A 20,426-nucleotide genomic window follows, 5' to 3' on the forward strand; every position below is an offset into this window, starting at 1 on the left:
TAGCAAGCTGTAGCCATGGGGCGCTTGACCAACCGCAGAGAAGGGAAGGCGACGGCTGGATTGATTATGTCCAGCCCTTGGGACCAAGATGCCTAGCAGAGTTTGCAGTGGGCGAGCGGCTCCGCAGACAAGACCAATTGTTCAGCATCCTTCACAACAAAGAATTAAGAAATATTGCTTGGCAAAGCTAAGTTTGGAGCAGTTTCCGCTATCTCTGAGGATAGATCTTGTAGGCAAGACTTGGGGGGAACAACTTGCCAAAAAACCAAAATTATTTGTTAAGCAACTTTGATCAAAACCCATTCAGGCCAATAAGGGTAGAGATGATGGAGATATAAGGATCGGGTCTGAGTTGGGAGAAGCATTATGACTCAAACCATTGCCCAATGTGGGCTGCGGGGGGCCTCAGAGCTGCTCAGCCGTTACCGGCAAGGAGAGCGTCACTTTCCCCAATCTTGTCTGGAGTACGCCTTCTTGCGGGGGGTCGATCTGCGCCGGGCCGACCTGCGCGGGTCTGACTTGCATGGGGCCAACCTGCGCTATGCCAACCTGCGCGGCAGCAATCTGGCCAATGCCGACTTGCGCTGTGCCGATCTGCGCTATGCCGACCTGGAGGGAGCCTGTTTGGAGGGAGCCAATTTAAGCGGAGCCCAGTACAACCACAACACCTGCTTCCCCGCCGGTTTCGATCCGGTAACGGCAGGGATGCAACGGTTCGAGTTTTAGTCAAGCTTTCAATCAAGGCGGGTGCTGCCTTGCAGCCGCAGCAAGCTCTCTAAAAAAATCGGGATCCCCAGGCGGGGATCCCAGGCTGTTTATCGGGTTAGCTAGGGCTGCGTCCGGAAGCTCTTCACCTCCAAGACCGGCCCCACCTGAGCCACCGTCACCATATCTTCTTTGAGCTGTCCCTGGATGGTGACTTCCAACCCCTCTTGTAAGAGCTCTTTGGGGGCGCGGAAGAGGGCGTAGTGCTGGCCGGAAGGGAGCGTCAGCACCCACACCCCCCCTTCGATATCCAGGAACTCGATGGTACCGCTGTATTCTTGCATCACTTCCTCAGCGCTAAACCGGTGCTGCTGGGCTGGGAATCCAGGATGGCTTGCGCCCCCAAATAGGCCAGGCCCAGGCAGAGCAAACCATTGAGAAGCAAGAAGGAGCGCCCCAGCCAAGCAGAGGATCCAAGCCATAGTACCCCCTCATAGAACAGGGATCCAGCTAGAAGCAGATGGGAGGCCATGCCGATGGAGAGGCCGACAACCGCCCAACGCCAGCGCCGATGTCCCAGGAGCAGCACCATCAACAGCCCTGGGATCAACACGCTGGCAAACAAGGGGTTCAAGGCATTGGTCTGGGCTAAGGCCGTGCCCAGCTCCGGCAGGGAGCTCCCCGCCAATTGGAAGGGCCAGCGAGGGGCACCCACAATGGCCAGGCCCTGCAGCGGGAAGAGGCCGGCGCTGCCCAGCAGGATCCCTCCCAGGAGGGGCGCCGTTGCCAGCATGGGCTTGGGAGCCAGCCACCAGCGGATCAGCACCAGGATGATGTAGCCGCCCACCACCATCAGCAGCTTGGGCACCAGGGCAATCGGGCCGCCGTCAAACCAGAAGCGAGGGTTGAGGTAGCCGTTGTTGTTCAGGTATTGCAGGAAGTCCTTCAGCCACAGCAGCAGGGGGTTCTCCTCTTGCTGACCGGTGGCCCTGGCCAGCGCCTTGGCAGCATCCAGACGACCGGCGCCGTAGAAGTTCTGCTTGTCGCCGGGCACCGGGGTGGCCGACATCTTCAGCACCTCTTCCACCTTGTCCGGATCTTTGATGCCCTGAGCCTGGATCAGCGCTGCTACGCCGGCCACGTGGGGAGTGGCCATGCTGGTGCCTTGGAAGTAGGCAAAGACCGGCTCGTTGGGGTTGCGTCGGTTGATGGTCTGCTGCAGAATGCCGTGCTCAGGATGCTCGGGAGTCTTGGCCCCGCCGGGAGCGGCGATATCTACCCCAACCCCATAGTTGGAGTAGGGGGCTTTGCTGCCATCGGGCCCGGTGGCCGAGACGGCGATGACATGCGGGTAGCGGGCCGGGTAGCTCACCTGGCTTGAGTTTTCGTTGCCGGCGGCGGCGATGATCGTCACCCCTTTGCTGTGGGCATAGGCTACGGCCTCCTCCATCAGTCGGGCCGAAGCGCGGCTACCCAGGCTGAGGTTGATGATCGTGGCGCCGTGGTCGGCAGCATAGCGGATCCCTTCCACCACGTCTGACAGGGATCCAAAACCATTGGCATCCAGCACCCGCACCGGCATGATCTTGGCCTTGAAGGCAACCCCGGCCACGCCTAGGGTGTTGTTGGTGGATTGGGCGATGGTGCCGGCCACATGAGTGCCATGGCCGTTGAGGTCGGTGGGATCCTCATCGTCGTCCACGAAGTCGTAGCCCTGCACAAATTGCGTTTGGGCCAGATCCGGCACCCGCGTCACCCCGGTGTCCACCACGGCTACCGTCACCCCTTCTCCCTGGGAAATGTCCCAGGCTTCCGGCATGCGGATGGCTCGCAGGTTCCATTGCTGGGGATAGAGGGGATCGTCGGGCACAAAAGCCGCCTGAAATTGGTAATTGGGGTGGGCATACTCGACCAGGGCTTCCCGCGAGAGCCGTTTGATGAGCCGCCGTGTGGCTCCTGGATGTTCCGCATCCACATCGAACAGGTAGATAGCCTCCTGGCGGGCAAAAGCGCTGTTGCTGCTGGGTCGCAGCGGCAAATTGTAGGCTTTGGCAAGAGCAGCGATCTCAGTGGGAGTGGCCGTGTTGACAAAGTTGACCACGATGCTGTCGTAGGGGGTGGATCCCTTGCCGCAGGCCGTCAGCAGCAGTGCCATCAGGCCAGCGCAGCAGAGACCCAACCAGCGTCTGAAGTTCATCATGCACGCCCTCGGGATCCAAAATTGTTGCCACCAGTATGCCCTCTGGATGGGCAATTGACCAGAAAATCAGCACGCTGCGTCACGAGCCTGTTCCTGTTGCCAACTTTTTCGGGGGCCACTCAGAAAACCCAGAAAAAGGGATCCCTCTGGCCAAACGATTTGTCCCGATGCATGATGGATCTGTAAGAACTTGAAATACTTCTTAACACCAGTTCTCAGTATCTCGTCATCACAGCCAAGAGAGGAACCAGCATGAGCATCGGATGGCAACGGATACTGCGCGTCGGGGCAAGCTTTTGCCTGGGGCTGTGGATTTGGCTAGGTGGGGGATCCCCGCTCTGGGCCCAGCCTGCTTTGCCAGTGGTGGAGATGGAGTTGCCGCAGCCGCCGGTGCCGGTTTTGGATTTGGCGGATCAGTTGACCAGCAATCAGGAAGCACAACTGGCCGAGCATCTGAACCGGTTGGAGGAAGAAACGGGCTGGAAGCTGCGGGTGCTGACCCAGTTTGACCAAACCCCAGGCCGCCAAGTGAAAGAGTACTGGGGCCTGAACGAGCGCAGCGTTTTGATGGTGGCCGATCCCAGGGGAGGCAACTTGCTGGCCTTTAACGTGGGAGACGCGGTGCGGGAGATCCTGCCGCGTACCTTTTGGATTGAGCTGCAATCTCGCTTCGGCAACCAGTTCTACGTGCGAGAGCACGGCACTCAGCGCGCCATTTTGGAAACCGTTGACGTTTTGGATCGCTGTTTTCACCAAGGGGGCTGCCGTGTGGTGCCCGGACTGCCGCAGGAGCAGTGGATCCTGACGCTGCTCACCTCTATCTTGGGCGGGATCGTCTTCGGGTTTGCCGGCAAACCCCGCCACGCGGAGGAGCTGTTTAACTGGCGTTGGGCTTTGCTTATCTCTCCCTTGTGGTTCATTTTGTTTGGGGCCTTCGGCATCGGCCCGGTGATCACCCGCACCCAGGATTGGCTCCCGCTGGTGCGCAACATCCTGGGCTTTCTCGCAGGAGCCTTGGTGATCTACTTGGCCCCCATTGCCCAACCGGCAGCGGAGCAGCAGTAGCCGTCCTGCCAAGTTGAGGCTAAGCTCCCTTCCCCTCTCCCTCTGGGAGGGGGGTGGGCCTCTGGGTCAAGAAAGCATCCCCCGCCTCTTGCCCCCCGAAGCAAGCCAGCGGCTGGGGGACAACTTCCCAAGAGAGAATGCTAGAATCGGTAGAGCTAAATTGCTGATGTAGCTCAGTTGGTAGAGCACTCGACTTGTAATCGAGCGGTCGTCAGTTCGAGTCTGACCATCAGCTTGGCAGGCGGCTCAGTCACTCAGCTTTGACTCTGGCAGTTTGGTTAGATTGACTTCAGGGGGATCCTTCATCCTCACCCCCTCAGATCCCCGCGCAGGGTATCTGCCAATTTGTTCCTTTGTTTGCTCTAGATGTCTATGTCGGGTCTGCCAGCCGCTACAGTTCGTCGATTGCAAAAGCTGCCCCAGGTGTCCTCGGTATGGGAAGGGGATTGCCACCGCCTACCAGGTTCGCTAGCCCTGGGATCCCAGATCTCCGCCGGCTTGGCTGAGGGGGAGTGCATTTTATGGGTGGATGGCGTTCAGGGCGTGGTGCGGGCCATGGAGGTGGTGCCTGCTGGCTCCGGCTTGGAGCCGATGGTGCGAACCTTGATCATGGCTATGGAGCGGCCCAATGCTGCCTTGCCGGCTCGTCCGCAAAAGGTCGTCGTGCGGGATCGGGAGGTGCAGTTTTTCCTGCGCGGCATTTTGCACGAGCTGGACATCAAAGTGGAATGCCAGCCGGAATTGCCGCTAATCGACGAGATCCTGCAGAGCTTTGCAGAGGCCAGTGAGGGGATCCCGCCGCCGCTGCCGGAGAACTACGCGAAGCTGCTGGCCGGCAAAGCCCTCACCCTCTGGCAAGATGCCCCCTGGGACTATCTAGAGGATCACCAAATCTTGGCGATCGAGCTAAATCGCTGGGATATTGAAACCCTCTACGTCTCGGTCATGGGGCGGCTGGGGATGGAGTACGGGGTTCTTTTTTATCGCTCGCTGCACTCCCTCAAACGGTTTCGCCAGGACGCGGGCCAACCAGAGACTTCCGAGGAGATGGAGGAAGCCTTCCTCAGGCAAGATTGTCTCTATCTCACCTTTCAAGCTCGCAATCCCGAACTCAACGAGCTATCAGACCTGGACTTGGCCGATCTGGATCCCGAAGAAATCGAGCCGAACTTCGGCACCATCCACCCTCTCGAGGGCCTGCGCGTTGTTTTGCAGGAAGATGAGGCGGCGGCTGTGGCGGTGGCTTTGGAGGCCTTGCATCGTTTTTTGAAGCAGTACCGCCGCAAGCTGGAAGAGGATTTCCAACCCTGTCAGGGGCGGTATCGCATTCCCAACCCCCAGGCCCCAGGGGAAACCCTCTCGGTGCAAGTGCGCACCTTGCCCGACTTGGCTGTAGAACTTCTGGAGCTAGAAGGAGACGAAGAAGAGCACACCCAAACCCTGCTGCGAGATGATCTGGTGCCTGAGGGTGCGCAGCTTAGCCTGGGCGTGCTGCCCTGGGCCACCGTAGAGGCGCTGCGCCGCACAGGGCAATGGCATCCTCTCCCCCAGAGTAAGCTGGTGCCAAGGGGTGAAGGGCTGCCGGTGGTGATCGTGCGCACCTCCCGCCCCAAGGCCAAGCAATTGATCGAAAACCTGCGCGGCGAAGGGGGGCCCCAGGGTGTTTGTTTTAACACAGGGGTGGATCCCTTTGCCGGCAGCCGCTACGACTTGGAAATTGTCCAAACGGGCAACCGCGACCTGCACCTGTTTGCAGAGTTTCCCGAGGACGATCCCGTGCACGCCAAAGCTCGCAGGCGCTGGGAGCGGCGTTGCCGCGAGACGGGCGGCTATTGTGGCCTGGTGGTGGCGATGGGGGTAAATTCCAACCGGCCAGAGCTGCAGGTACGCCACATTCTGGCCCTGTTTGAGATGCAGGCGCTCAACCCGACCCGATTGGGCCTGGGGCCTATGGTGCGCATTAGCCGACAGTTGCACTTTCCCTAAAGGCTTCCTGGGGCAGCCCCCAGCTAAGGGATCCCAAGACCGCCCAGGCCTCGCAGACGGCGTTTCAAAGCCTGAGGCTGGAGATATCCTTTGCCAAGCCTTTCCAGAGGCACTTTTTTGCCAGGGAAAGAGAAAGAGGGGGTCTCCTTGCGGAGAACTATCGCCCCGAGGCCCGACGCCGTAGCCTGTGAGCTGCAAGCAAGTGCGGCAGGGGCGGCCGTCCTGGGGTTGGAGGTGAGCCTGTGGCAGGTGTTAGGAATTTGATTTCAACCCCTTTCCATGATAGGAGGCAGCGGATCCCAGGTATCTTGCCAGCGCAAAGCCGCTTGCCGTAGCTGCGCCAAGTTGGCCGATCCGGTGCAAAAAGCGGCGATCCTCAGCTCCTCGATCACGGCTCGGAAGCTGTCCACCACCGCCTGGGCCCGCCCTCGGGAGACGGCGTGGAGAGCGGGAGCGGCCATGCCGACCACATCGGCCCCTAAGCGGATGGCTTTGGCTGCATCGATGCCGGTGCGGATGCCGCCGCTGGCCACCAGGGGCAGGTTGGGCAGGAAGCGGCGGATTTCCAGCAGGGCCAAGGCGGTTGGGATCCCCCAGTCCCGGAAGCTGTGGGCAATGCGTTTCTGGAGGGGATCGGTCTGGCGATGGGCTTCCACCTCGCTCCAGCTCGTCCCCCCTGCCCCAGCCACATCTAGGGCGGCCACGCCACACTCGGCCAGCCGCCGGGCTACTTGGGCGCTGAGGCCATTGCCCACTTCCTTGACCAGCACCGGCACCGGCAACTGGTTCACCAACTGCTCGATGCGGCGATAGAGGTTGCGCCAGTCGGGATCCCCCTGGGGCTGAACCGCCTCCTGCAGCGGGTTGAGGTGCAAAATCAGCGCATCTGCCTCGATCATCTCCACTGCCCGTCGCGCCTGCTCCAGGCCATAGCCGTAGTTGAGCTGCACAGCGCCCAGGTTGGCCAAAAGCAGAATATCCGGAGCCACTGGGCGCACCTGGTAAGTCTGGGCCAGCTCCGGGTGTTCTAAAGCTGCCCGCTGGGATCCCACCCCCATGGCAATGCCCAGCTCTTGAGCGGCAGCCGCCAGGTACAGGTTTAGCTCCCGGGCAGTGTCTGTCCCCCCGGTCATGCTGCTAATCAGCAGAGGGGCCTGCAGGCGTTTTCCCAGAAACTGGCAACTGAGATCGATCTCGGGCAGCAGCAGCTCCGGCAGCGCCACGTGCTCGAAGAAAAACCGCTCAAATCCGGTGCGGATCCCTCTGGCGTTTACGTCCTGCCGCAAAACAATGTCCAGGTGATCCTGCTTACGTTCGGAGATAGGGGATGGAGAATCGGCCATGGTCTGGATAGAGGGCTGTCCAACCGGTAGCGGGCGAACAACATTGTCCGAAGGTGGCCCGCTGTCTATGATGAGGGCGGGATCCAACCTAGTAGCCATGCAACCTTTGCACATCTTGCTGGCAGAAGGCAACCCTCATCTGCGCAGCTTGCTGGGTTGGCATCTGCAACAGGCACGGCACCGGGTTTGGGAAGCGGAGACCATTCGCCAAGCCAAAACCCTGCTGCAACAGCAGCCTGTCCACCTCTTAATTTTGGATGCGGAGCTGTCCAGCCGTGCCGGACTCCAACTATGCCGGTGGGCGCATCGCCATTGCGATGTGTTGATCTTGCTCCTCTCCCAACAGGGAGCGGAAGCCGACATCATCGCTTGGCTGAAGGCAGGCGCAGACGACTACCTCACCAAGCCCCTTAGTCTGCCCCTTCTGGATGCTCACATTCAGGCCCTGACCCGTCGGCTGCGGCGCAGCCTTCCCCCCACCTTCCTGCAGTATGGGGATCTGAAAATCGACCTGGTGCAGCGGCGCGTCACCCTGGCCGGCCAAGGCATCGACCTCACCCCGCAGGAGTTTAGCTTGCTGATGGTGCTGATCCAGGCCGATGGGGATCCTCTCTCGCGGCAGGAGCTGCTGGAGCGGGCTTGGCCCGATTCCACCGCCAACCCCCGCACCATCGATACCCACATCCTCTCCCTGCGCAAGAAACTGGAGCGCGATCCGCACCAACCCCGCCTCATTCACACTGTGCGCCAGGTGGGCTACAGCTTCGGCATAGAGCCGCCTCCTCCCTTGCAGCAGCCGAGTCGAGCTGCTGGCGCAACTGCCCCAGGATCTGGGCCTCAACAGCGGCGCCGTAGAGCTGCTTCAAGTGTCGGGTGAGTGTGAAGAGATGCACTTGCAGTTGCGTGGCTGCCTAGATGCAGTTTTCGGCAGGCAGGGTGACAAGGTAAGCCTTCACCCCAGGGGTAACTTTTGGGGGAGCGCCAAGTGCTTTGCCGTCCGCAAGCCCATCGCAGCAACGCTGTTGCCCTCGCTTGAGGTCGTTGAGGACAGTGGCGGGGTGGCATCCGAGAAACTGTGCAATGCAGGGTGCGCTCCGGTGTTGTGCGGAGAGTCGAATGACAAGGGCGCGTGTACTTCGGTCGCTCAGCGGCTGTCTGGCAGGGAGAGACGCTCTCAGGCTTGGGTGAATCACTGCCTCTCCAAAGCGATTGTTTGTAGGGCGCAGGCAACCAACAGTCCTATTGCCTTGGAAGACTTGCCCCCCGGCCCCCCTGCCCCCCGTATACGAGGGGATTGAGGGGGGCGGTCGGAGCCGGTTAGTTTACTGCTGATGGCAAAACCTTGATCAGCAGCAACCGAGCTCCTGGGCTAGACCCCAACCCCAGAAAGCACCACCATCACCACCACCGCCGCAAAGATGATCAAAGCGTAAAACTGCGCCTTGCCGTTCTCCAGATATTTCATCACTTCGCCGCCGACCATGGTCGCCAGGCCCGTCAAGTTGACCACCCCATCCACAATGCGGCTGTCCACCTCCAAGGCCTCCCGCGCCACAAAGCGGGTGCCCCGCACAAAGACCCGCTCGTAGAGGTCGTCAATGTACCACTTGTTGAGGGAGAAGTAGTACAGGGGTTGCAGACTTTGGGGGAAGGTGCTGGGATCAATACGTTTTTGCCAGTAGATAAGACCCGCCAGGGCAATGCCGATCAGCCCAATGCCCACCGAGCTGCCCGCCATGATCAGAAACTCTGCCCAATCGAAGTGGCCGGCCAGCACCGCTTGCCACTCGGCGGCCACCTGGGCCCAACCAGTTTCTGCTGCAGACTCACCAGGCGCATGGATGAAAGCCTCGAAGAAGTTGGCAAAGGGAGTGCCCACCAAGCCGATCAGCACGGAAGGAACGGCCAGCGCCACCAGCGGAATCGTCATCGATGCCGGAGATTCATGCGGCTCGGCAGCGTGGCCATGCCCTTCGTGTCCCTCTCCCCCAGCTTCGGGATGGCTGCTGGGCTGGGGCTTTTCGTAAATGTTCATGGCTCCGGGACCATAGGCCGCCTCTTTCCCGGCAAACGCGTAGGCAAAAGCCGGCACCGGTCGGCCTTGGCTGACGGCCACCTCCTGCCGCAGCTTCAGGTTGGTGCCGCGAAACTCCCCTTCAAAGGTGAGGAAGTAGATGCGGAACATGTAGAAGGCGGTGATCCCCGCCGTGAGGAAGCCCACCCCCCAGAGGGCCGGGTTGCGCTCAAAAACCGCGGCCAAAATCTCATCTTTAGACCAAAAGCCGGCAAAGGGCGGGATCCCACAGATGGCCAGCGTGCCGATCAAAAACGTGAAGGCCGTAACGGGCATGAACTTGCGCAGCCCTCCCATCAGGCGCATGTCCTGGGCCAAGACCGGGTCGTGGCCCACCACCGCCTCCATGCCATGAATTACAGAGCCAGAGCCCAAGAAGAGCAGCGCCTTGAAGTAGGCGTGGGTCATCAGGTGGAACAAGCTTGCCCCATAGGCACCGGATCCCATGGCCATGACCATGTAGCCCAGCTGGGAAATGGTGGAGTAGGCCAGGCCCTTTTTGATGTCGTTTTGGGTGATGGCAATGCTGGCCCCCAAAAAGGCCGTGCCCGCCCCTGTCCAGGCGATGAGGTCCATGACTGGTGGGATCCCTTCCAGCAGCGGGAACATGCGCGCCAACAGGAACACCCCGGCGGCCACCATCGTGGCTGCGTGGATGAGGGCCGAAATGGGCGTGGGGCCTTCCATGGCATCCGGCAGCCACACGTGCAGCGGGAACTGGGCCGACTTGGCCACCGGGCCCAAGAACACCAACACCGCAAACAGGGCAACCAAGCTGCTGCTCACCGCGCCGTTGGCCACCATCTGCTCCACATTGCGAGCCAGCTCCTCGAACCCAAACGTGCCGGAAATCCAGTAGAAGCCCAAAATGCCCAGCAACAGCCCAAAGTCCCCCACCCGGTTGACGACAAACGCCTTCTGGGCTGCCTCCGCCGCTGCCTGCCGCTCGTACCAAAAGCCAATCAGCAGGTAGGAGCACATCCCCACCAGCTCCCAGAAGACATAGATTTGCACCAGGTTGGGGCTGACCACCAGGCCCAGCATCGAGGAGGCAAACAGGCTCAGGTAGGCGTAGAAACGCACATAGCCAGGGTCGTGGGCCATGTAGCCGTCGGAGTAGATCTGCACCAGAAAGGCCACCGTGGTTACCACCACCAGCATCATGGCGCTCAAGTGATCCACCACAAAGCCCATGTCCAGGGAGAAGGAGCCCGCCTGAGCCCAGGTGAGGGTTTTGAGAACGGTCTCATGGCCCTGCACTTGGCCGGCCAAGAGGGCAAAGGCGTGAACCATCGCCGTTCCCGTCGCGAACACGCTCAAGAAGGCGGCCAGAGAGCGGTTGGCCCTTGTCCAGGCATTGAACAGCAAAATGCCCAAGCCGAGTAAAAAAGCCGCCACCAACGGATAAACGGGGATCAACCAGGCGTATGCGTAGATGAATTCCATAGGAACTGGTGCTGAATGCGTCCTCTTGCAGTGATGAGCCCTTCTTGCTGGCCGGTGGCAATCTGTCTGTCGGGATCAGGGGCCTAGGCCGGCAGGTGCTCTGGAGCTTCTGATATTGTAAATCTTTGCAACACGATCAGCGCCCCCCCTGCAACCACCCAGTCCATGAGAGCAAAGATTCTTCTTCCCGATCAACCGAGATCCCCGCAGGAGAATCGGGAGATATCCTGAAAACTCTCCCCCAGCTCAGATCCGCAAGGCCTACGGCCCGCTGACGGGATCGGCTGAGACTGTCGTTGCCAAGATGACAGGGATCCCTTGCAAGCGCTACAACTAAAGGCTGAAAGCTGCAGACTGTCTGGAGAAAAGCCCATGAGCCTGAACTTGGTGACCTTGGTGGGGCGAGCCGGCATGGATCCGGAGGTGCGCTACTTTGAGTCGGGCAGGGTGGTGTGTACCTTTAGCTTGGCGGTGAACCGCTTCCGCAAAGGCGAAGACAAGCCCGATTGGTTCAACCTAGAGCTGTGGGGGCGCACCGCCGAGGTGGCCGGAGAATATGTGCGCAAGGGCAGCCTCATTGGGGTAACCGGCAGCCTCAAGTTCGATCGCTGGAAAGACAAATCCACCGGTGAGGATCGCCAAAGACCCGTCATTGCCGTAGATCGCCTCGAACTCCTGGGATCCCGTCAAGACCGGGAGGCTGACCTGCCCGCCGAGGAGCCGTTTTGATTTGTTTGAGCGTGAGCTCTGGCCAGTCGGCGCTTGCACTCCTGCACCACCGCTGTCAAATCCTGGCTGCACCAGGGATAGCGCAAGGGTGGCCGCCGGATGACCCACAGCGGGATCCCCAGGGTTTTGGCCACTGCCTGCTTGACGGCCAGCCCACCCGCTTCTCCAGACTCCTTGCTGATGACTACCTGAGGATCTAGACTCTGCCAAAGCCGCAGTTCCTGCTCAAAGCTGAGGGGCAGGCGCATTCCGATCACCCGCTCGGCAGGGATCCCGGCTTGCACCGCTTGGGGAACCGACTCCGGCAGCACCCGCGCCCACAGTTGGCAGCGATCCTGCCAGGGCCCAAACAGGGGCAATGCCTTCACCCCCACCGTCAGCAGCACCCGCCGCCCCGCCAGTACGCCATCCGTGAGCACCGCCTGCCAGTCCGGCGCCACCTGTACCCAGGGATCCAACGCCACCGGGGGGCGCTCGTAGCGCAGGTAGGGGATCCCCAGTTGGGCGGTCACCTGCATGGCCAGTTGCGAGATCTCCTGGGCGAAGGGATGGGAAGCATCTACCAGCACGCGGATCCCGTGTTCCTGTAGGAATTGTGCCAAAGATGGCGGCGAAAATCGCGTCACCACCACCTGGCCGGGCAGATCCCGATACAGCCTTCTTCCGCCCTCGGTGGTGACGGTGGCTATCCAAGGGATCCCCTCATGGCTGAGGACGTGGGCCAAGCTGCGGCTTTCGCTGGTGCCACCGATGAGGGCCACTTCAAGTGATGTACGAACCGAGCCCATGCTGTGTTGCCAAAGTTTGCTACCAGTGGATACGATCGAGGTCTGAAGGCTGGAGGCGAGTGCTCATGATCGAGATGCATGTGGCTGGGATCGCGGTCGACGCTGTCAACCAGGCTCCCATTGTCATCTTGCGCGATACCCATGAGCGGCGTGCCCTACCCATCTGGGTAGGAAGAGCGGAGGCCAACGCCATTCTGCAGGCGCTGGACGACCAAAAGCCCCTCCGCCCCATGACCCACGACCTTATTCTGAACTCCTGGAAAGCTTGGGGGATCAAGCTGGAGCGGGTTATCATCCACGCGCTGCTGGACAACACCTTCTATGCAGTGCTTGTTACAGTCTGCGGCGATAAAAAGCAGGAGATCGACTGCCGCCCCAGCGATGCCATTGCCCTTGCCTTGCGGGCCCATGCCCCCATCTGGACCGTAGAAGAGGTGATTGCGGAAGCTTCGATCCCGATGAACCAAGATGCCGACGAGGCAGAGCGGGAGGCCTTCCATAAGTTTGTGGAAAGCGTGACGCCCAAAGACTTTATTCGCAGCCACCTCCTCAGGGATCAGCCCACGGAATCGGATGGCTGAAGCCCTGTCTTCTCCGCTAGGACAGATGCTGAGCGGCTCCAAGAGCACCCTCAGCGCCGGCAGTTGCCTCTTTCCCTGTAGACAGTTCCCCTAGGCCCTTGAGTGCCGTTTTCAGGGGCGGCTTGCCTCCACCTCAGACTTGGCCGCAAAGGACGCCCTCGCGCCAGCCCAAGGGGAGCATTTTAATTCCTGCTTATCGGCCCTAGCCAAAACGCTGCCTGCTCGTGCGGAGGGATTTCTCTAGAAACCTTTGAGACCGAGGTTATACCGCTAACCGGGGATTGCTCTCTCTCCCTCTAGAGCTCCCAGGTGCATACGGCTCATCTTGGAACTCAGGGTGTTTTGCTTTGACACCCTGTTGCCGTCCAAGGCAGGCGGGCTTGCTTCAAAGCCACCGTCCCCCTGGCAAGAATGGCAGGGGAGTTTGCCCAGCTTGACAAAGGGAGTACCGACACCCTAGTTTCTAGCAAATTGTGCGGCTTGTGCGGCTAGGACGGCTTCATCGAGAGTGATCCTGCTCCCCTGGGGCAGTTGATTGGCTTGACTTTTCTTTATTGCGCCATTTGTCCGAGAAGTCAGCTCGTTTGCGCCTTCTACCCCTAGACCTGTGCCGCGCTTTTTAGCCAAAGCCGGGGGGTCGGAGCTGTGGGCCAAGCGGGGAGATCCTCGGTCTTGCTGGCATTTCGGCCTACAATCAAGCTAGAGCAGCCCTTTTTTAGCAAGCCATGCAGACTCTAGATCGGCCCAACGCGCCCTCTCAGCAGCCCTACCCAGAACCGGTCTACCCCCGTCGTCCTACCCGCACCGTAGCCGTAGGCAACGTGTTGATCGGCAGCCAGCACCCGGTGGTGGTGCAGTCCATGATCAACGAAGACACTCTCGACATCGATGCGGCGGTGGCGGCCATCCGTCGTCTGCACGAGGCGGGCTCGGAGATCGTGCGGGTTACCGTTCCCAGCATGGCCCATGCCAAGGCGATGGAGGCGATTCGGAGCAAGCTGATCCAAACCTACAAGCCGGTGCCGCTGGTGGCCGATGTCCACCACAACGGCATCAAGATCGCCCTGGAGGTCGCCCAATACGTGGACAAGGTGCGCATCAACCCGGGTCTGTTCGTCCTGGAAAAGCCGCAGCCCGGTCGCACCGAGTACACCCAAGCCGAACTGGAGGCCATCCGCAATAAGATCCGCGAAACCTTCACCCCCCTGGTGCAGACCCTCAAAGCTCAGAACAAAGCCCTGCGCATCGGCGTCAACCACGGATCCCTGGCCGAGCGCATGCTCTTCATGTATGGAGACACTCCAGAGGGCATGGTGGAGTCGGCCCTAGAATATGCCGAGATTTGCGCCGAGCAAGACTTCCACAACGTAGTTCTTTCCTTCAAAGCTTCCCGTCCGCAGGTGATGTTGGCGGCCTACCGGCTGGCGGCCCGCCGCTTCGATGCCTTGGGCCTGAACTACCCCTTCCACTTGGGGGTGACCGAGGCCGGCGATGGAGAATATGGCCGCATCAAATCGGCAGTGGGGATCGGGACGCTTCTGGCCGAGGGGATCGGTGACACCATTCGGGTTTCCCTAACCGAAGCCCCGGAAAAAGAGATCCCGGTGGCCTACGGCATCTTGCAGGCCCTCAACCTGCGCAAAACCATGGTGGAATATGTGGCCTGCCCCTCCTGTGGCCGCACCCTCTTCAACTTGGAGGAAGTACTGCAGAAGGTGCGGGCCGCAACCCAGCACCTGGTGGGCCTCGACATTGCCGTCATGGGCTGCATCGTCAACGGGCCGGGGGAAATGGCCGACGCCGACTACGGCTATGTGGGGAAAACCCCCGGCTACATCTCCCTCTACCGCGGAAAGGAGGAGGTGAAGAAGGTGCCCGAGTCGGAGGGCGTCCAGGCGCTGATCGAGCTCATCAAAGCCGATGGGCGGTGGGTGGATCCCCCAGAAGGAAGCCCAAGTAACTAAAACCAAAAGAGAGGGCAGCAGTCCACCAGCAGGTCTCCTTGCCTGCTAGCCTAGAAGATGCGTTGAACAGCTCCCAGTATGACCAGCACTCTCCCCACTCGCTCGTTTAACACCAGCCGCTCCAGGCAGATCTTTGCACGGGCGCAGCAGCTTATGCCGGGGGGCGTCAGCTCTCCGGTGCGTGCCTTTAAGTCGGTGGGCGGGGATCCCGTCGTCTTCGACCGCGTTGCCGGCGCCTACGCCTGGGATGTGGATGGCAACCAGTACATCGACTACATCGGCAGTTGGGGGCCGGCGATTGTCGGCCACGCCCACCCCGAGGTGATCGAGGCGTTGCGGCGGGCCCTGGAGAAAGGCACCAGCTTTGGCGCCCCTTGCGTTTTGGAAAACGAGCTGGCCGAGCGGGTGATCGAGGCGGTGCCCAGCGTGGAGATGGTGCGCTTTGTCAACTCCGGCACCGAAGCCTGCATGGCGGCGCTGCGCCTGATGCGGGCCTACACCGGGCGGGAAAAGGTGATCAAGTTCGAGGGCTGCTACCACGGCCATGCGGACATGTTTTTGGTCAAGGCCGGCTCGGGGGTAGCCACGCTGGGCCTGCCAGATTCGCCGGGGGTGCCCAAGGCTGCCACCAGTGCCACGCTGACCGCCCCCTACAACGACCTAGAGGCAGTCAAGGCTCTGTTTGAGCAGTATCCCGACTCCATTGCCGGCGTGATCCTGGAGCCGGTGGTGGGCAATGCCGGCTTCATTCCCCCGCAGCCGGGCTTTTTGGAGGGTTTGCGGGAGCTGACGCAAAAGTATGGCGCCCTGCTGGTGTTTGACGAGGTGATGACCGGCTTTCGCATCAGCTACGGCGGCGTGCAGGCCAAGTTTGGCGTCATCCCCGATTTGACCACCCTGGGCAAGGTGATCGGCGGCGGCCTGCCGGTGGGGGCCTACGGCGGTCGGCGGGAGATTATGGAGATGGTGGCGCCGGCGGGGCCCATGTACCAGGCGGGCACCCTCTCCGGCAACCCCCTGGCCATGACGGCCGGGATCCACACTCTGGACATCTTGCGCCGACCCGGTACCTATGAGTATCTGGAGCGGATTACCGAGCAGTTGGCGACGGGGCTGCTGCAGATTGCACAAGAGACCGGTCATGAGATGTGCGGGGGCTATTTGCCCGGCATGTTCGGCTTTTTCTTCACCGCCGGCCCGGTGCGCAACTACGAGGAGGCCAAGCGCTCGGATTTGCAGAAGTTTGCCCGCTTCCACCGCGGCATGCTGGAGCGGGGGGTGTATCTGGCGCCCTCGCAATTTGAGGCCGGCTTCACTTCCCTGGCCCACACCGAGGCCGATGTGGAGAGAACCCTAGAGGCAGCGCGAGAGGTGCTGCGCACGCTCTAGGGTTTTTCTCCCCTCTCCCCTTGAGAGAGGGGTTGGGGGTGAGGGAGCTCCCTTGCTGCATTGGGATCCCCGACCATGGCCGAGCACATCCACCGCAACTGGCGCATCACCACCCAAACTACCGACAAGGGGTTTATCTTTTGCTGCCAGCGGCTACGTCAGGATGGCTCAGTGGAGCCTGCTGCCAAAGCCTACGGCTACTTCCAAAATGAGGCCGAGGCGATTTTGGCGGGCATGGTCTGGATCGACCGGCAGCAACTTCCGGATCACCTGGACGGCTTGCTCTTCGACAACGAGGAGCCAGAGGGCTAGACAGAAGCTTCTTCGCGTACCAACTGTTCCCAGCCCAAGCCTTTGAGGGCGGCGTTGCGCCGCAGCGGGCGGGTGACCAACTCCAGCAGCGCCTGGGTGTTGCCGAAGCCGTGGATCGGGGCAAAGGTAAACTCCACCGACCATTTGGTGGTGATGCCGCGGGCCTCGAGGGGGTTGGCGTGGGCCATGCCCGTGATCACCAGATCCGGCTGCAGGGCTTTGATGCGCTGCAGTTGGTGGTAGTTATCCGGCTTCTCCACCAGGGTGGGCTTGGGCACCCCCATCTCCTCGCAGGTGCGCTCCAAGAGGGCCAGCTCGGCGGCTTGGTAGCGCTTGTCGAGGTAAGGGATCCCGATTTCCTGCACCGTCATGCCGCAGCGCACCAGGAAGCGGGCCAGGGAGACCTCCAGCAGGTTATCCCCCATGAAGAAGACGCTCTTGCCCCGCAGCAGGCCCAGGTACTCTTGAACTTGGGGGTGGCGCCACACTTCCGCTTCCCGCTCTGCCAGGCCTGGAGTCGGGATCCCCAGCTCGCGGGCAATGGCTTCGATCCAGGCGCGGGTGCCATCTGGCCCGATGGGAAAAGGAGCAGGGATGAGCTTGGCCTTTTTGCGGCGCACCAGCGTGGTGGCGGTGCGGCTGAGGAAAGGATTCACCCCCACCACATGGGTGCCCGGCTCGATGGCCGGCAGCTCCCCGTAGCGCTTGGCCGGCAGCCAGCCGGAGACGCGGATCCCGTATTTTTTCAGCTCCAGAGTGAGTTGGGTAACCACCGGATCCGGCACGGAGCCGAAGATGACCAGCGGCGGGTGGGGGTGGAAGCCCTCTTCCTCTTTCTTTTTGCCGGAGCGCAGCCCGTAGAAAAGGGCCTGCAGGCCGCCCCGCGTCTCCCGCTCCTCTTCCTGCACCTGCTCCGGGCAGCGCTGGGCCATGGAAGCCAACACCGTGTCTTCCCCCTGGGTAAAGGCGTAGTCGAGGCCGTTGGCCCGCGCCACCACAATCGGGATGCTGATCTCGGCCTCTAGCTTCTGTGCCAGGCCCTCCAGATCCATTTTGATGATCTCGGTGGTGCAGGTGCCGATCCAGACGATGACGCTGGGGTTGCGATCCCGCTGGATTTGCAGGCACAGCCGCTTCAGCTCCTCGTAGTCGTTGAGCTTGGCGCTGATATCTCCCTCTTCCAGCTCGGCCATGGCATAGCGCGGCTCGGCGAAGATCATCACCCCCATGGCATTTTGCAAAAAGTAGCCACAGGTCTTGGTGCCGATCACCAAAAAGAAGCTGTCTTCGATTTTGGGGTAGAGCCAGGCCACGCAACTAATCGGGCAGAAGGTGTGGTAGTTGCCGGTCTCGCATTGAAAGTGGAGGGTATTGGAAGTATCCACAGCAGCAGTCATCGTCGGCTCCTAGAAAAGGGTTTGTCAAGCTAGAGGGCGACCAACTGGGGCACGCCCACCAATTTTTCGCTCAGATCCCAGAGCAGCTTGGCCTTGGCCTCGTCCCCTGCTTCGTCCGAGACTTCTTGGTTAAAGGGCTTGGCATTCTTGCGTTGCCGGTTGCCCCAGCTCCAGTAGAACCCTGACTGGCGAAACTCGGGATCCGCCACCACCTGGGCCACCCGCTCGCCGGCCAGCTCCTGGGAGACATAGCCACCGGTGATGTTTTTTTGAAACCAGGGGAAGAGCTTTTGGAACAGGGGATAGTGATGGCGGAAGAGGCCTGTTTCCGCCACGCAGCCGGGGTAGAGGGAGAGGAAGGTGATGCCGGTGCTCTCGTGGAAGCGGCGGTGCAGCTCCCGCATGGTGAGGATGTTGCAGACTTTGCTGTCTTTGTAGGCCTTGACGGGATCGAACTTGCCGCCATCGGCCATGCTGATCGGCTCCTTGAAACCCTGGGCAAAACCCCGCAGATCCCCCAGGTGGGGTTGGGGCGGGATCTTGCCCCCCAGCTCCTTGGGGTTGTGGGTGACGGTGCCCAAGATCACCAGCCGCCGATCCGGGTAAGTGGAGCGCTTCAGATCCTCCAGCATCAAATGGCAGAGCAAGAAGTGCCCCAGGTGGTTGGTGGCCATGGTCAGCTCATAGCCCTCCGGGCTGCGCAGGGGCTGCTTGAGCAAGGGCATGTAGATGGCGGCGTTGCACACCAGGGCATCCAGAGAGCGGCCCGACTGGCGAAATTGCTCGACAAATTGCCGCACACTGGCCAGGCTGGCCAGATCGATCGGCATCAAGGTGTAGCTGCCCTGGGGGATCCCCACCTGCTGGGCCATCCGCCGGCCTTTGTCCAGATCCCGACAGGCCATCACCACGTGCCAGCCCCGCTTGGCCAAAGCCAAAGCCGCATACAGGCCGACGCCGGAAGAAGCTCCGGTAATCACCACGGTGGGTTGCGCTTGTGCTTGCATATCCAACTCCTCTGCCATGTCCTCAAGAGGGATTTCCTGCACAATCCATCTTGGAGTGGAAAGCGGGCCAGACAACGAATTGATAAGGTTTGCGACGGTTTTTCGAAACAATTGCTTCACTTTTAGACACACCGGCAAGCTGGCAGGCTTGGGATCCCTTACACCAGCGCCGGCTCCCGCACGGGGGTTTTGTAAAAGTCCGAAAGCAGGGCAAACAGCTCCCGATCCTCGGCAGGCCGGGGCACGATCCCCTCCGGGCGGGCCAGCAGCTCGTCGGCGATGTTCAGGTAGTACTGACAGACGGGCTCCAGGCTGGGATCCGTCTCTGCCATCTCGAAGAGGGTTTTGCCCTTCACCCGCGAGATGCGAATGTCCTCGACCAGTGGCAACACCTCGAGCACGGGCATGGGCACTGCCGAGACGTATTGGTCGATGAGATCCCGCTTGCTGGTGCGATTGCCGATCAACCCGGCCAGCCGCAGCTTGCGGGTTTTGGCCTTCTCCCGCACCGAGGCGGCAATGCGATTGGCGGCAAAGAGGGCGTCAAAGCCGTTGTCGGTCACGATCACGCAGTAGTCGGCGTAGTTGAGGGGGGCAGCAAAGCCGCCGCACACCACGTCCCCCAGCACGTCGAAGAGAATGACGTCGTATTCATCGAAAGCATTTAGCTCCTTCAGGAGTTTGACGGTCTCCCCCACCACATAGCCGCCACAGCCGGCCCCCGCCGGTGGACCGCCCGCCTCGACGCAATCTACGCCGCCATAGCCGCGGTAGATCACGTCCTCCGGGTAGATGTCTTCGTAGTGGTAGCCCTTGGCCTCCAGAGTGTCGATGATGGTGGGGATCAAAAAGCCGGTCAGGGTGAAGGTGCTGTCGTGCTTGGGATCACAGCCGATCTGCAGAACCTTTTTGCCCCGCTTGGCCAAAGCCACCGAGAGGTTGCAACTGGTGGTGGACTTGCCGATCCCACCCTTTCCGTAAACTGCCAACTTCACAGCACGTTCCTCCACAAGCCTGGCAAAGGCCATTATCGGCAGCCCATCCACCTCCTGAGAAGTGTTAAGAAGAGTTAAGGGAAGTCTAAAACAGGTTAAAGGAGTTTCCTAAATCGCTGGACAGACAAAATTCCGTCCAAAAGATTTTTAGAGCTAGATTTTAGCTGTTTATCAGCTTTTGTTTTTTGTTTTTGTATAAAAGTAGATCAAAAGCAAATGATGCCTCTCTCCTCGCCTCTGACGAGCGCTGACGACAAACGTCCTGATACATTTACGCTGAACACTGCTGAGCATTACTCCTCAGCGGTGAAGCGATAGCATTCTGTCCGTTTCCGTTGTCACTACGCGATGCTGACGCGACCGCGCTACTCGGACGGAGTCCAAACAGAAAGGCGGTATCCCGCAAAGCCCTGAGCATAACACCCAGAGCGCCTTGCCAATCTCG

Annotated in this window: 17 protein-coding genes, 1 tRNA gene and 1 pseudogene; 10 read left to right on the top strand and 9 right to left on the bottom strand. The window is 60.7% G+C overall.

Annotated features, from left to right (window positions below):
• Positions 1 to 366 precede the first annotated feature (366 nt).
• Positions 367 to 726, top strand: coding sequence for a pentapeptide repeat-containing protein (locus SYN65AY6A5_RS13245; RefSeq protein WP_011431201.1), 360 nt, complete (start codon positions 367 to 369; stop codon positions 724 to 726).
• A gap of 101 nt (positions 727 to 827) precedes the next feature.
• Here SYN65AY6A5_RS13245 and SYN65AY6A5_RS13250 read toward each other — a convergent pair whose 3' ends face one another.
• Both SYN65AY6A5_RS13250 and SYN65AY6A5_RS13255 read right to left on the bottom strand, forming a co-directional pair.
• Positions 828 to 1,049, bottom strand: a complete 222-nt coding sequence (locus SYN65AY6A5_RS13250) for a hypothetical protein (RefSeq protein ID WP_011431200.1) — start codon at positions 1,047 to 1,049, stop codon at positions 828 to 830.
• Positions 1,049 to 2,905 (bottom strand): S8 family serine peptidase, encoded by a 1,857-nt coding sequence (locus SYN65AY6A5_RS13255; protein WP_011431199.1) that lies wholly within the window; start codon positions 2,903 to 2,905, stop codon positions 1,049 to 1,051. The genes SYN65AY6A5_RS13250 and SYN65AY6A5_RS13255 overlap by 1 nt, the downstream gene beginning before the upstream one ends.
• A 369-nt stretch (positions 2,906 to 3,274) precedes the next feature.
• Here SYN65AY6A5_RS13255 and SYN65AY6A5_RS13260 point away from each other — a divergent pair, with 369 nt between their 5' ends.
• From SYN65AY6A5_RS13260 to SYN65AY6A5_RS13270, 3 genes are all read left to right on the top strand, one after another.
• A complete protein-coding gene (locus SYN65AY6A5_RS13260) occupies positions 3,275 to 3,970 on the top strand; it encodes a TPM domain-containing protein (RefSeq protein WP_011431197.1) in 696 nt (231 codons plus the stop codon).
• A gap of 162 nt (positions 3,971 to 4,132) precedes the next feature.
• A tRNA-Thr gene (locus tag SYN65AY6A5_RS13265) sits at positions 4,133 to 4,205 on the top strand.
• A gap of 137 nt (positions 4,206 to 4,342) precedes the next feature.
• Positions 4,343 to 5,956, top strand: coding sequence for a hypothetical protein (locus SYN65AY6A5_RS13270; protein WP_011431195.1), 1,614 nt, complete (start codon positions 4,343 to 4,345; stop codon positions 5,954 to 5,956).
• 266 nt (positions 5,957 to 6,222) lie between these two features.
• Here SYN65AY6A5_RS13270 and fni read toward each other — a convergent pair whose 3' ends face one another.
• Complete coding sequence (gene fni / locus SYN65AY6A5_RS13275) at positions 6,223 to 7,299, bottom strand: type 2 isopentenyl-diphosphate Delta-isomerase (protein WP_041438548.1); 1,077 nt, start codon at positions 7,297 to 7,299, stop codon at positions 6,223 to 6,225.
• Between the two features lie 97 nt (positions 7,300 to 7,396).
• Between fni and SYN65AY6A5_RS13280 the strand changes: the two genes are divergently transcribed.
• Positions 7,397 to 8,176 (top strand): response regulator transcription factor, encoded by a 780-nt coding sequence (locus tag SYN65AY6A5_RS13280; protein ID WP_099812846.1) that lies wholly within the window; start codon positions 7,397 to 7,399, stop codon positions 8,174 to 8,176.
• A gap of 492 nt (positions 8,177 to 8,668) precedes the next feature.
• On the opposite strand, the gene SYN65AY6A5_RS13290 is transcribed toward SYN65AY6A5_RS13280, so the two are convergent.
• Entirely contained in the window at positions 8,669 to 10,819 is a 2,151-nt protein-coding gene (locus SYN65AY6A5_RS13290; protein WP_099812848.1) for an NAD(P)H-quinone oxidoreductase subunit 5, read from the bottom strand.
• A gap of 372 nt (positions 10,820 to 11,191) precedes the next feature.
• Between SYN65AY6A5_RS13290 and SYN65AY6A5_RS13295 the strand changes: the two genes are divergently transcribed.
• Complete coding sequence (locus SYN65AY6A5_RS13295) at positions 11,192 to 11,548, top strand: single-stranded DNA-binding protein (RefSeq protein WP_011431189.1); 357 nt, start codon at positions 11,192 to 11,194, stop codon at positions 11,546 to 11,548.
• On the opposite strand, the gene SYN65AY6A5_RS13300 is transcribed toward SYN65AY6A5_RS13295, so the two are convergent.
• Entirely contained in the window at positions 11,506 to 12,336 is an 831-nt protein-coding gene (locus SYN65AY6A5_RS13300; RefSeq protein ID WP_228375307.1) for a cobalt-precorrin-6A reductase, read from the bottom strand. The genes SYN65AY6A5_RS13295 and SYN65AY6A5_RS13300 overlap by 43 nt on opposite strands.
• 65 nt (positions 12,337 to 12,401) lie before the next feature.
• On the opposite strand from SYN65AY6A5_RS13300, the gene SYN65AY6A5_RS13305 reads away from it, so the two are divergent.
• The 4 genes from SYN65AY6A5_RS13305 (at position 12,402) to SYN65AY6A5_RS13320 (ending at position 16,582) form a co-directional block, all read left to right on the top strand.
• A complete protein-coding gene (locus SYN65AY6A5_RS13305) occupies positions 12,402 to 12,917 on the top strand; it encodes a bifunctional nuclease family protein (protein ID WP_041438544.1) in 516 nt (171 codons plus the stop codon).
• 725 nt (positions 12,918 to 13,642) lie between these two features.
• Positions 13,643 to 14,881, top strand: coding sequence for a (E)-4-hydroxy-3-methylbut-2-enyl-diphosphate synthase (gene ispG / locus SYN65AY6A5_RS13310; RefSeq protein WP_011431186.1), 1,239 nt, complete (start codon positions 13,643 to 13,645; stop codon positions 14,879 to 14,881).
• Between the two features lie 78 nt (positions 14,882 to 14,959).
• A complete protein-coding gene (gene hemL, locus SYN65AY6A5_RS13315) occupies positions 14,960 to 16,270 on the top strand; it encodes a glutamate-1-semialdehyde 2,1-aminomutase (RefSeq protein ID WP_011431185.1) in 1,311 nt (436 codons plus the stop codon).
• A 75-nt stretch (positions 16,271 to 16,345) separates the two neighbouring features.
• Complete coding sequence (locus SYN65AY6A5_RS13320; RefSeq protein WP_011431184.1) at positions 16,346 to 16,582, top strand: hypothetical protein; 237 nt, start codon at positions 16,346 to 16,348, stop codon at positions 16,580 to 16,582.
• Here the strand turns inward: SYN65AY6A5_RS13320 and SYN65AY6A5_RS13325 are convergent.
• The 4 genes and pseudogenes from SYN65AY6A5_RS13325 to SYN65AY6A5_RS14600 form a co-directional block, all read right to left on the bottom strand.
• Positions 16,579 to 17,979, bottom strand: coding sequence for a ferredoxin:protochlorophyllide reductase (ATP-dependent) subunit N (locus tag SYN65AY6A5_RS13325; RefSeq protein ID WP_099884722.1), 1,401 nt, complete (start codon positions 17,977 to 17,979; stop codon positions 16,579 to 16,581). The two genes, SYN65AY6A5_RS13320 and SYN65AY6A5_RS13325, sit on opposite strands and share 4 nt — an antisense overlap.
• A 29-nt stretch (positions 17,980 to 18,008) precedes the next feature.
• The gene (locus SYN65AY6A5_RS13330; RefSeq protein ID WP_011431182.1) at positions 18,009 to 18,986 is read right to left on the bottom strand and encodes a protochlorophyllide reductase; all 978 of its coding nucleotides are present in this window, start codon (positions 18,984 to 18,986) and stop codon (positions 18,009 to 18,011) included.
• A gap of 158 nt (positions 18,987 to 19,144) precedes the next feature.
• Positions 19,145 to 19,981, bottom strand: coding sequence for a ferredoxin:protochlorophyllide reductase (ATP-dependent) iron-sulfur ATP-binding protein (bchL, locus tag SYN65AY6A5_RS13335; protein WP_041439195.1), 837 nt, complete (start codon positions 19,979 to 19,981; stop codon positions 19,145 to 19,147).
• Between the two features lie 271 nt (positions 19,982 to 20,252).
• Positions 20,253 to 20,426 (bottom strand): annotated as a pseudogene (locus SYN65AY6A5_RS14600) (RNA-guided endonuclease TnpB family protein); the annotation flags it as partial.

The organism is Synechococcus sp. 65AY6A5 (genome assembly GCF_002760415.1).
Taxonomy (GTDB): domain Bacteria; phylum Cyanobacteriota; class Cyanobacteriia; order Thermostichales; family Thermostichaceae; genus Thermostichus.

What these genes read in the sequence shown, in the direction of transcription:
- SYN65AY6A5_RS13300 (WP_228375307.1), bottom strand. Translation starts at nt 12,336, where the DNA reads ATGGGCTCGGTTCGTACATCACTTGAAGTGGCCCTCATCGGTGGCACC.
- SYN65AY6A5_RS13330 (WP_011431182.1), bottom strand. Translation starts at nt 18,986, where the DNA reads ATGCAAGCACAAGCGCAACCCACCGTGGTGATTACCGGAGCTTCTTCC.
- SYN65AY6A5_RS13260 (WP_011431197.1), top strand. Translation starts at nt 3,275, where the DNA reads ATGGAGTTGCCGCAGCCGCCGGTGCCGGTTTTGGATTTGGCGGATCAG.
- SYN65AY6A5_RS13280 (WP_099812846.1), top strand. Translation starts at nt 7,397, where the DNA reads ATGCAACCTTTGCACATCTTGCTGGCAGAAGGCAACCCTCATCTGCGC.
- SYN65AY6A5_RS13255 (WP_011431199.1), bottom strand. Translation starts at nt 2,905, where the DNA reads ATGATGAACTTCAGACGCTGGTTGGGTCTCTGCTGCGCTGGCCTGATG.
- SYN65AY6A5_RS13290 (WP_099812848.1), bottom strand. Translation starts at nt 10,819, where the DNA reads ATGGAATTCATCTACGCATACGCCTGGTTGATCCCCGTTTATCCGTTG.
- SYN65AY6A5_RS13325 (WP_099884722.1), bottom strand. Translation starts at nt 17,979, where the DNA reads ATGACTGCTGCTGTGGATACTTCCAATACCCTCCACTTTCAATGCGAG.
- SYN65AY6A5_RS13270 (WP_011431195.1), top strand. Translation starts at nt 4,343, where the DNA reads ATGTCGGGTCTGCCAGCCGCTACAGTTCGTCGATTGCAAAAGCTGCCC.
- fni (WP_041438548.1), bottom strand. Translation starts at nt 7,299, where the DNA reads ATGGCCGATTCTCCATCCCCTATCTCCGAACGTAAGCAGGATCACCTG.
- SYN65AY6A5_RS13295 (WP_011431189.1), top strand. Translation starts at nt 11,192, where the DNA reads ATGAGCCTGAACTTGGTGACCTTGGTGGGGCGAGCCGGCATGGATCCG.
- SYN65AY6A5_RS13305 (WP_041438544.1), top strand. Translation starts at nt 12,402, where the DNA reads ATGATCGAGATGCATGTGGCTGGGATCGCGGTCGACGCTGTCAACCAG.
- hemL (WP_011431185.1), top strand. Translation starts at nt 14,960, where the DNA reads ATGACCAGCACTCTCCCCACTCGCTCGTTTAACACCAGCCGCTCCAGG.
- ispG (WP_011431186.1), top strand. Translation starts at nt 13,643, where the DNA reads ATGCAGACTCTAGATCGGCCCAACGCGCCCTCTCAGCAGCCCTACCCA.
- SYN65AY6A5_RS13250 (WP_011431200.1), bottom strand. Translation starts at nt 1,049, where the DNA reads ATGCAAGAATACAGCGGTACCATCGAGTTCCTGGATATCGAAGGGGGG.
- SYN65AY6A5_RS13320 (WP_011431184.1), top strand. Translation starts at nt 16,346, where the DNA reads ATGGCCGAGCACATCCACCGCAACTGGCGCATCACCACCCAAACTACC.
- SYN65AY6A5_RS13245 (WP_011431201.1), top strand. Translation starts at nt 367, where the DNA reads ATGACTCAAACCATTGCCCAATGTGGGCTGCGGGGGGCCTCAGAGCTG.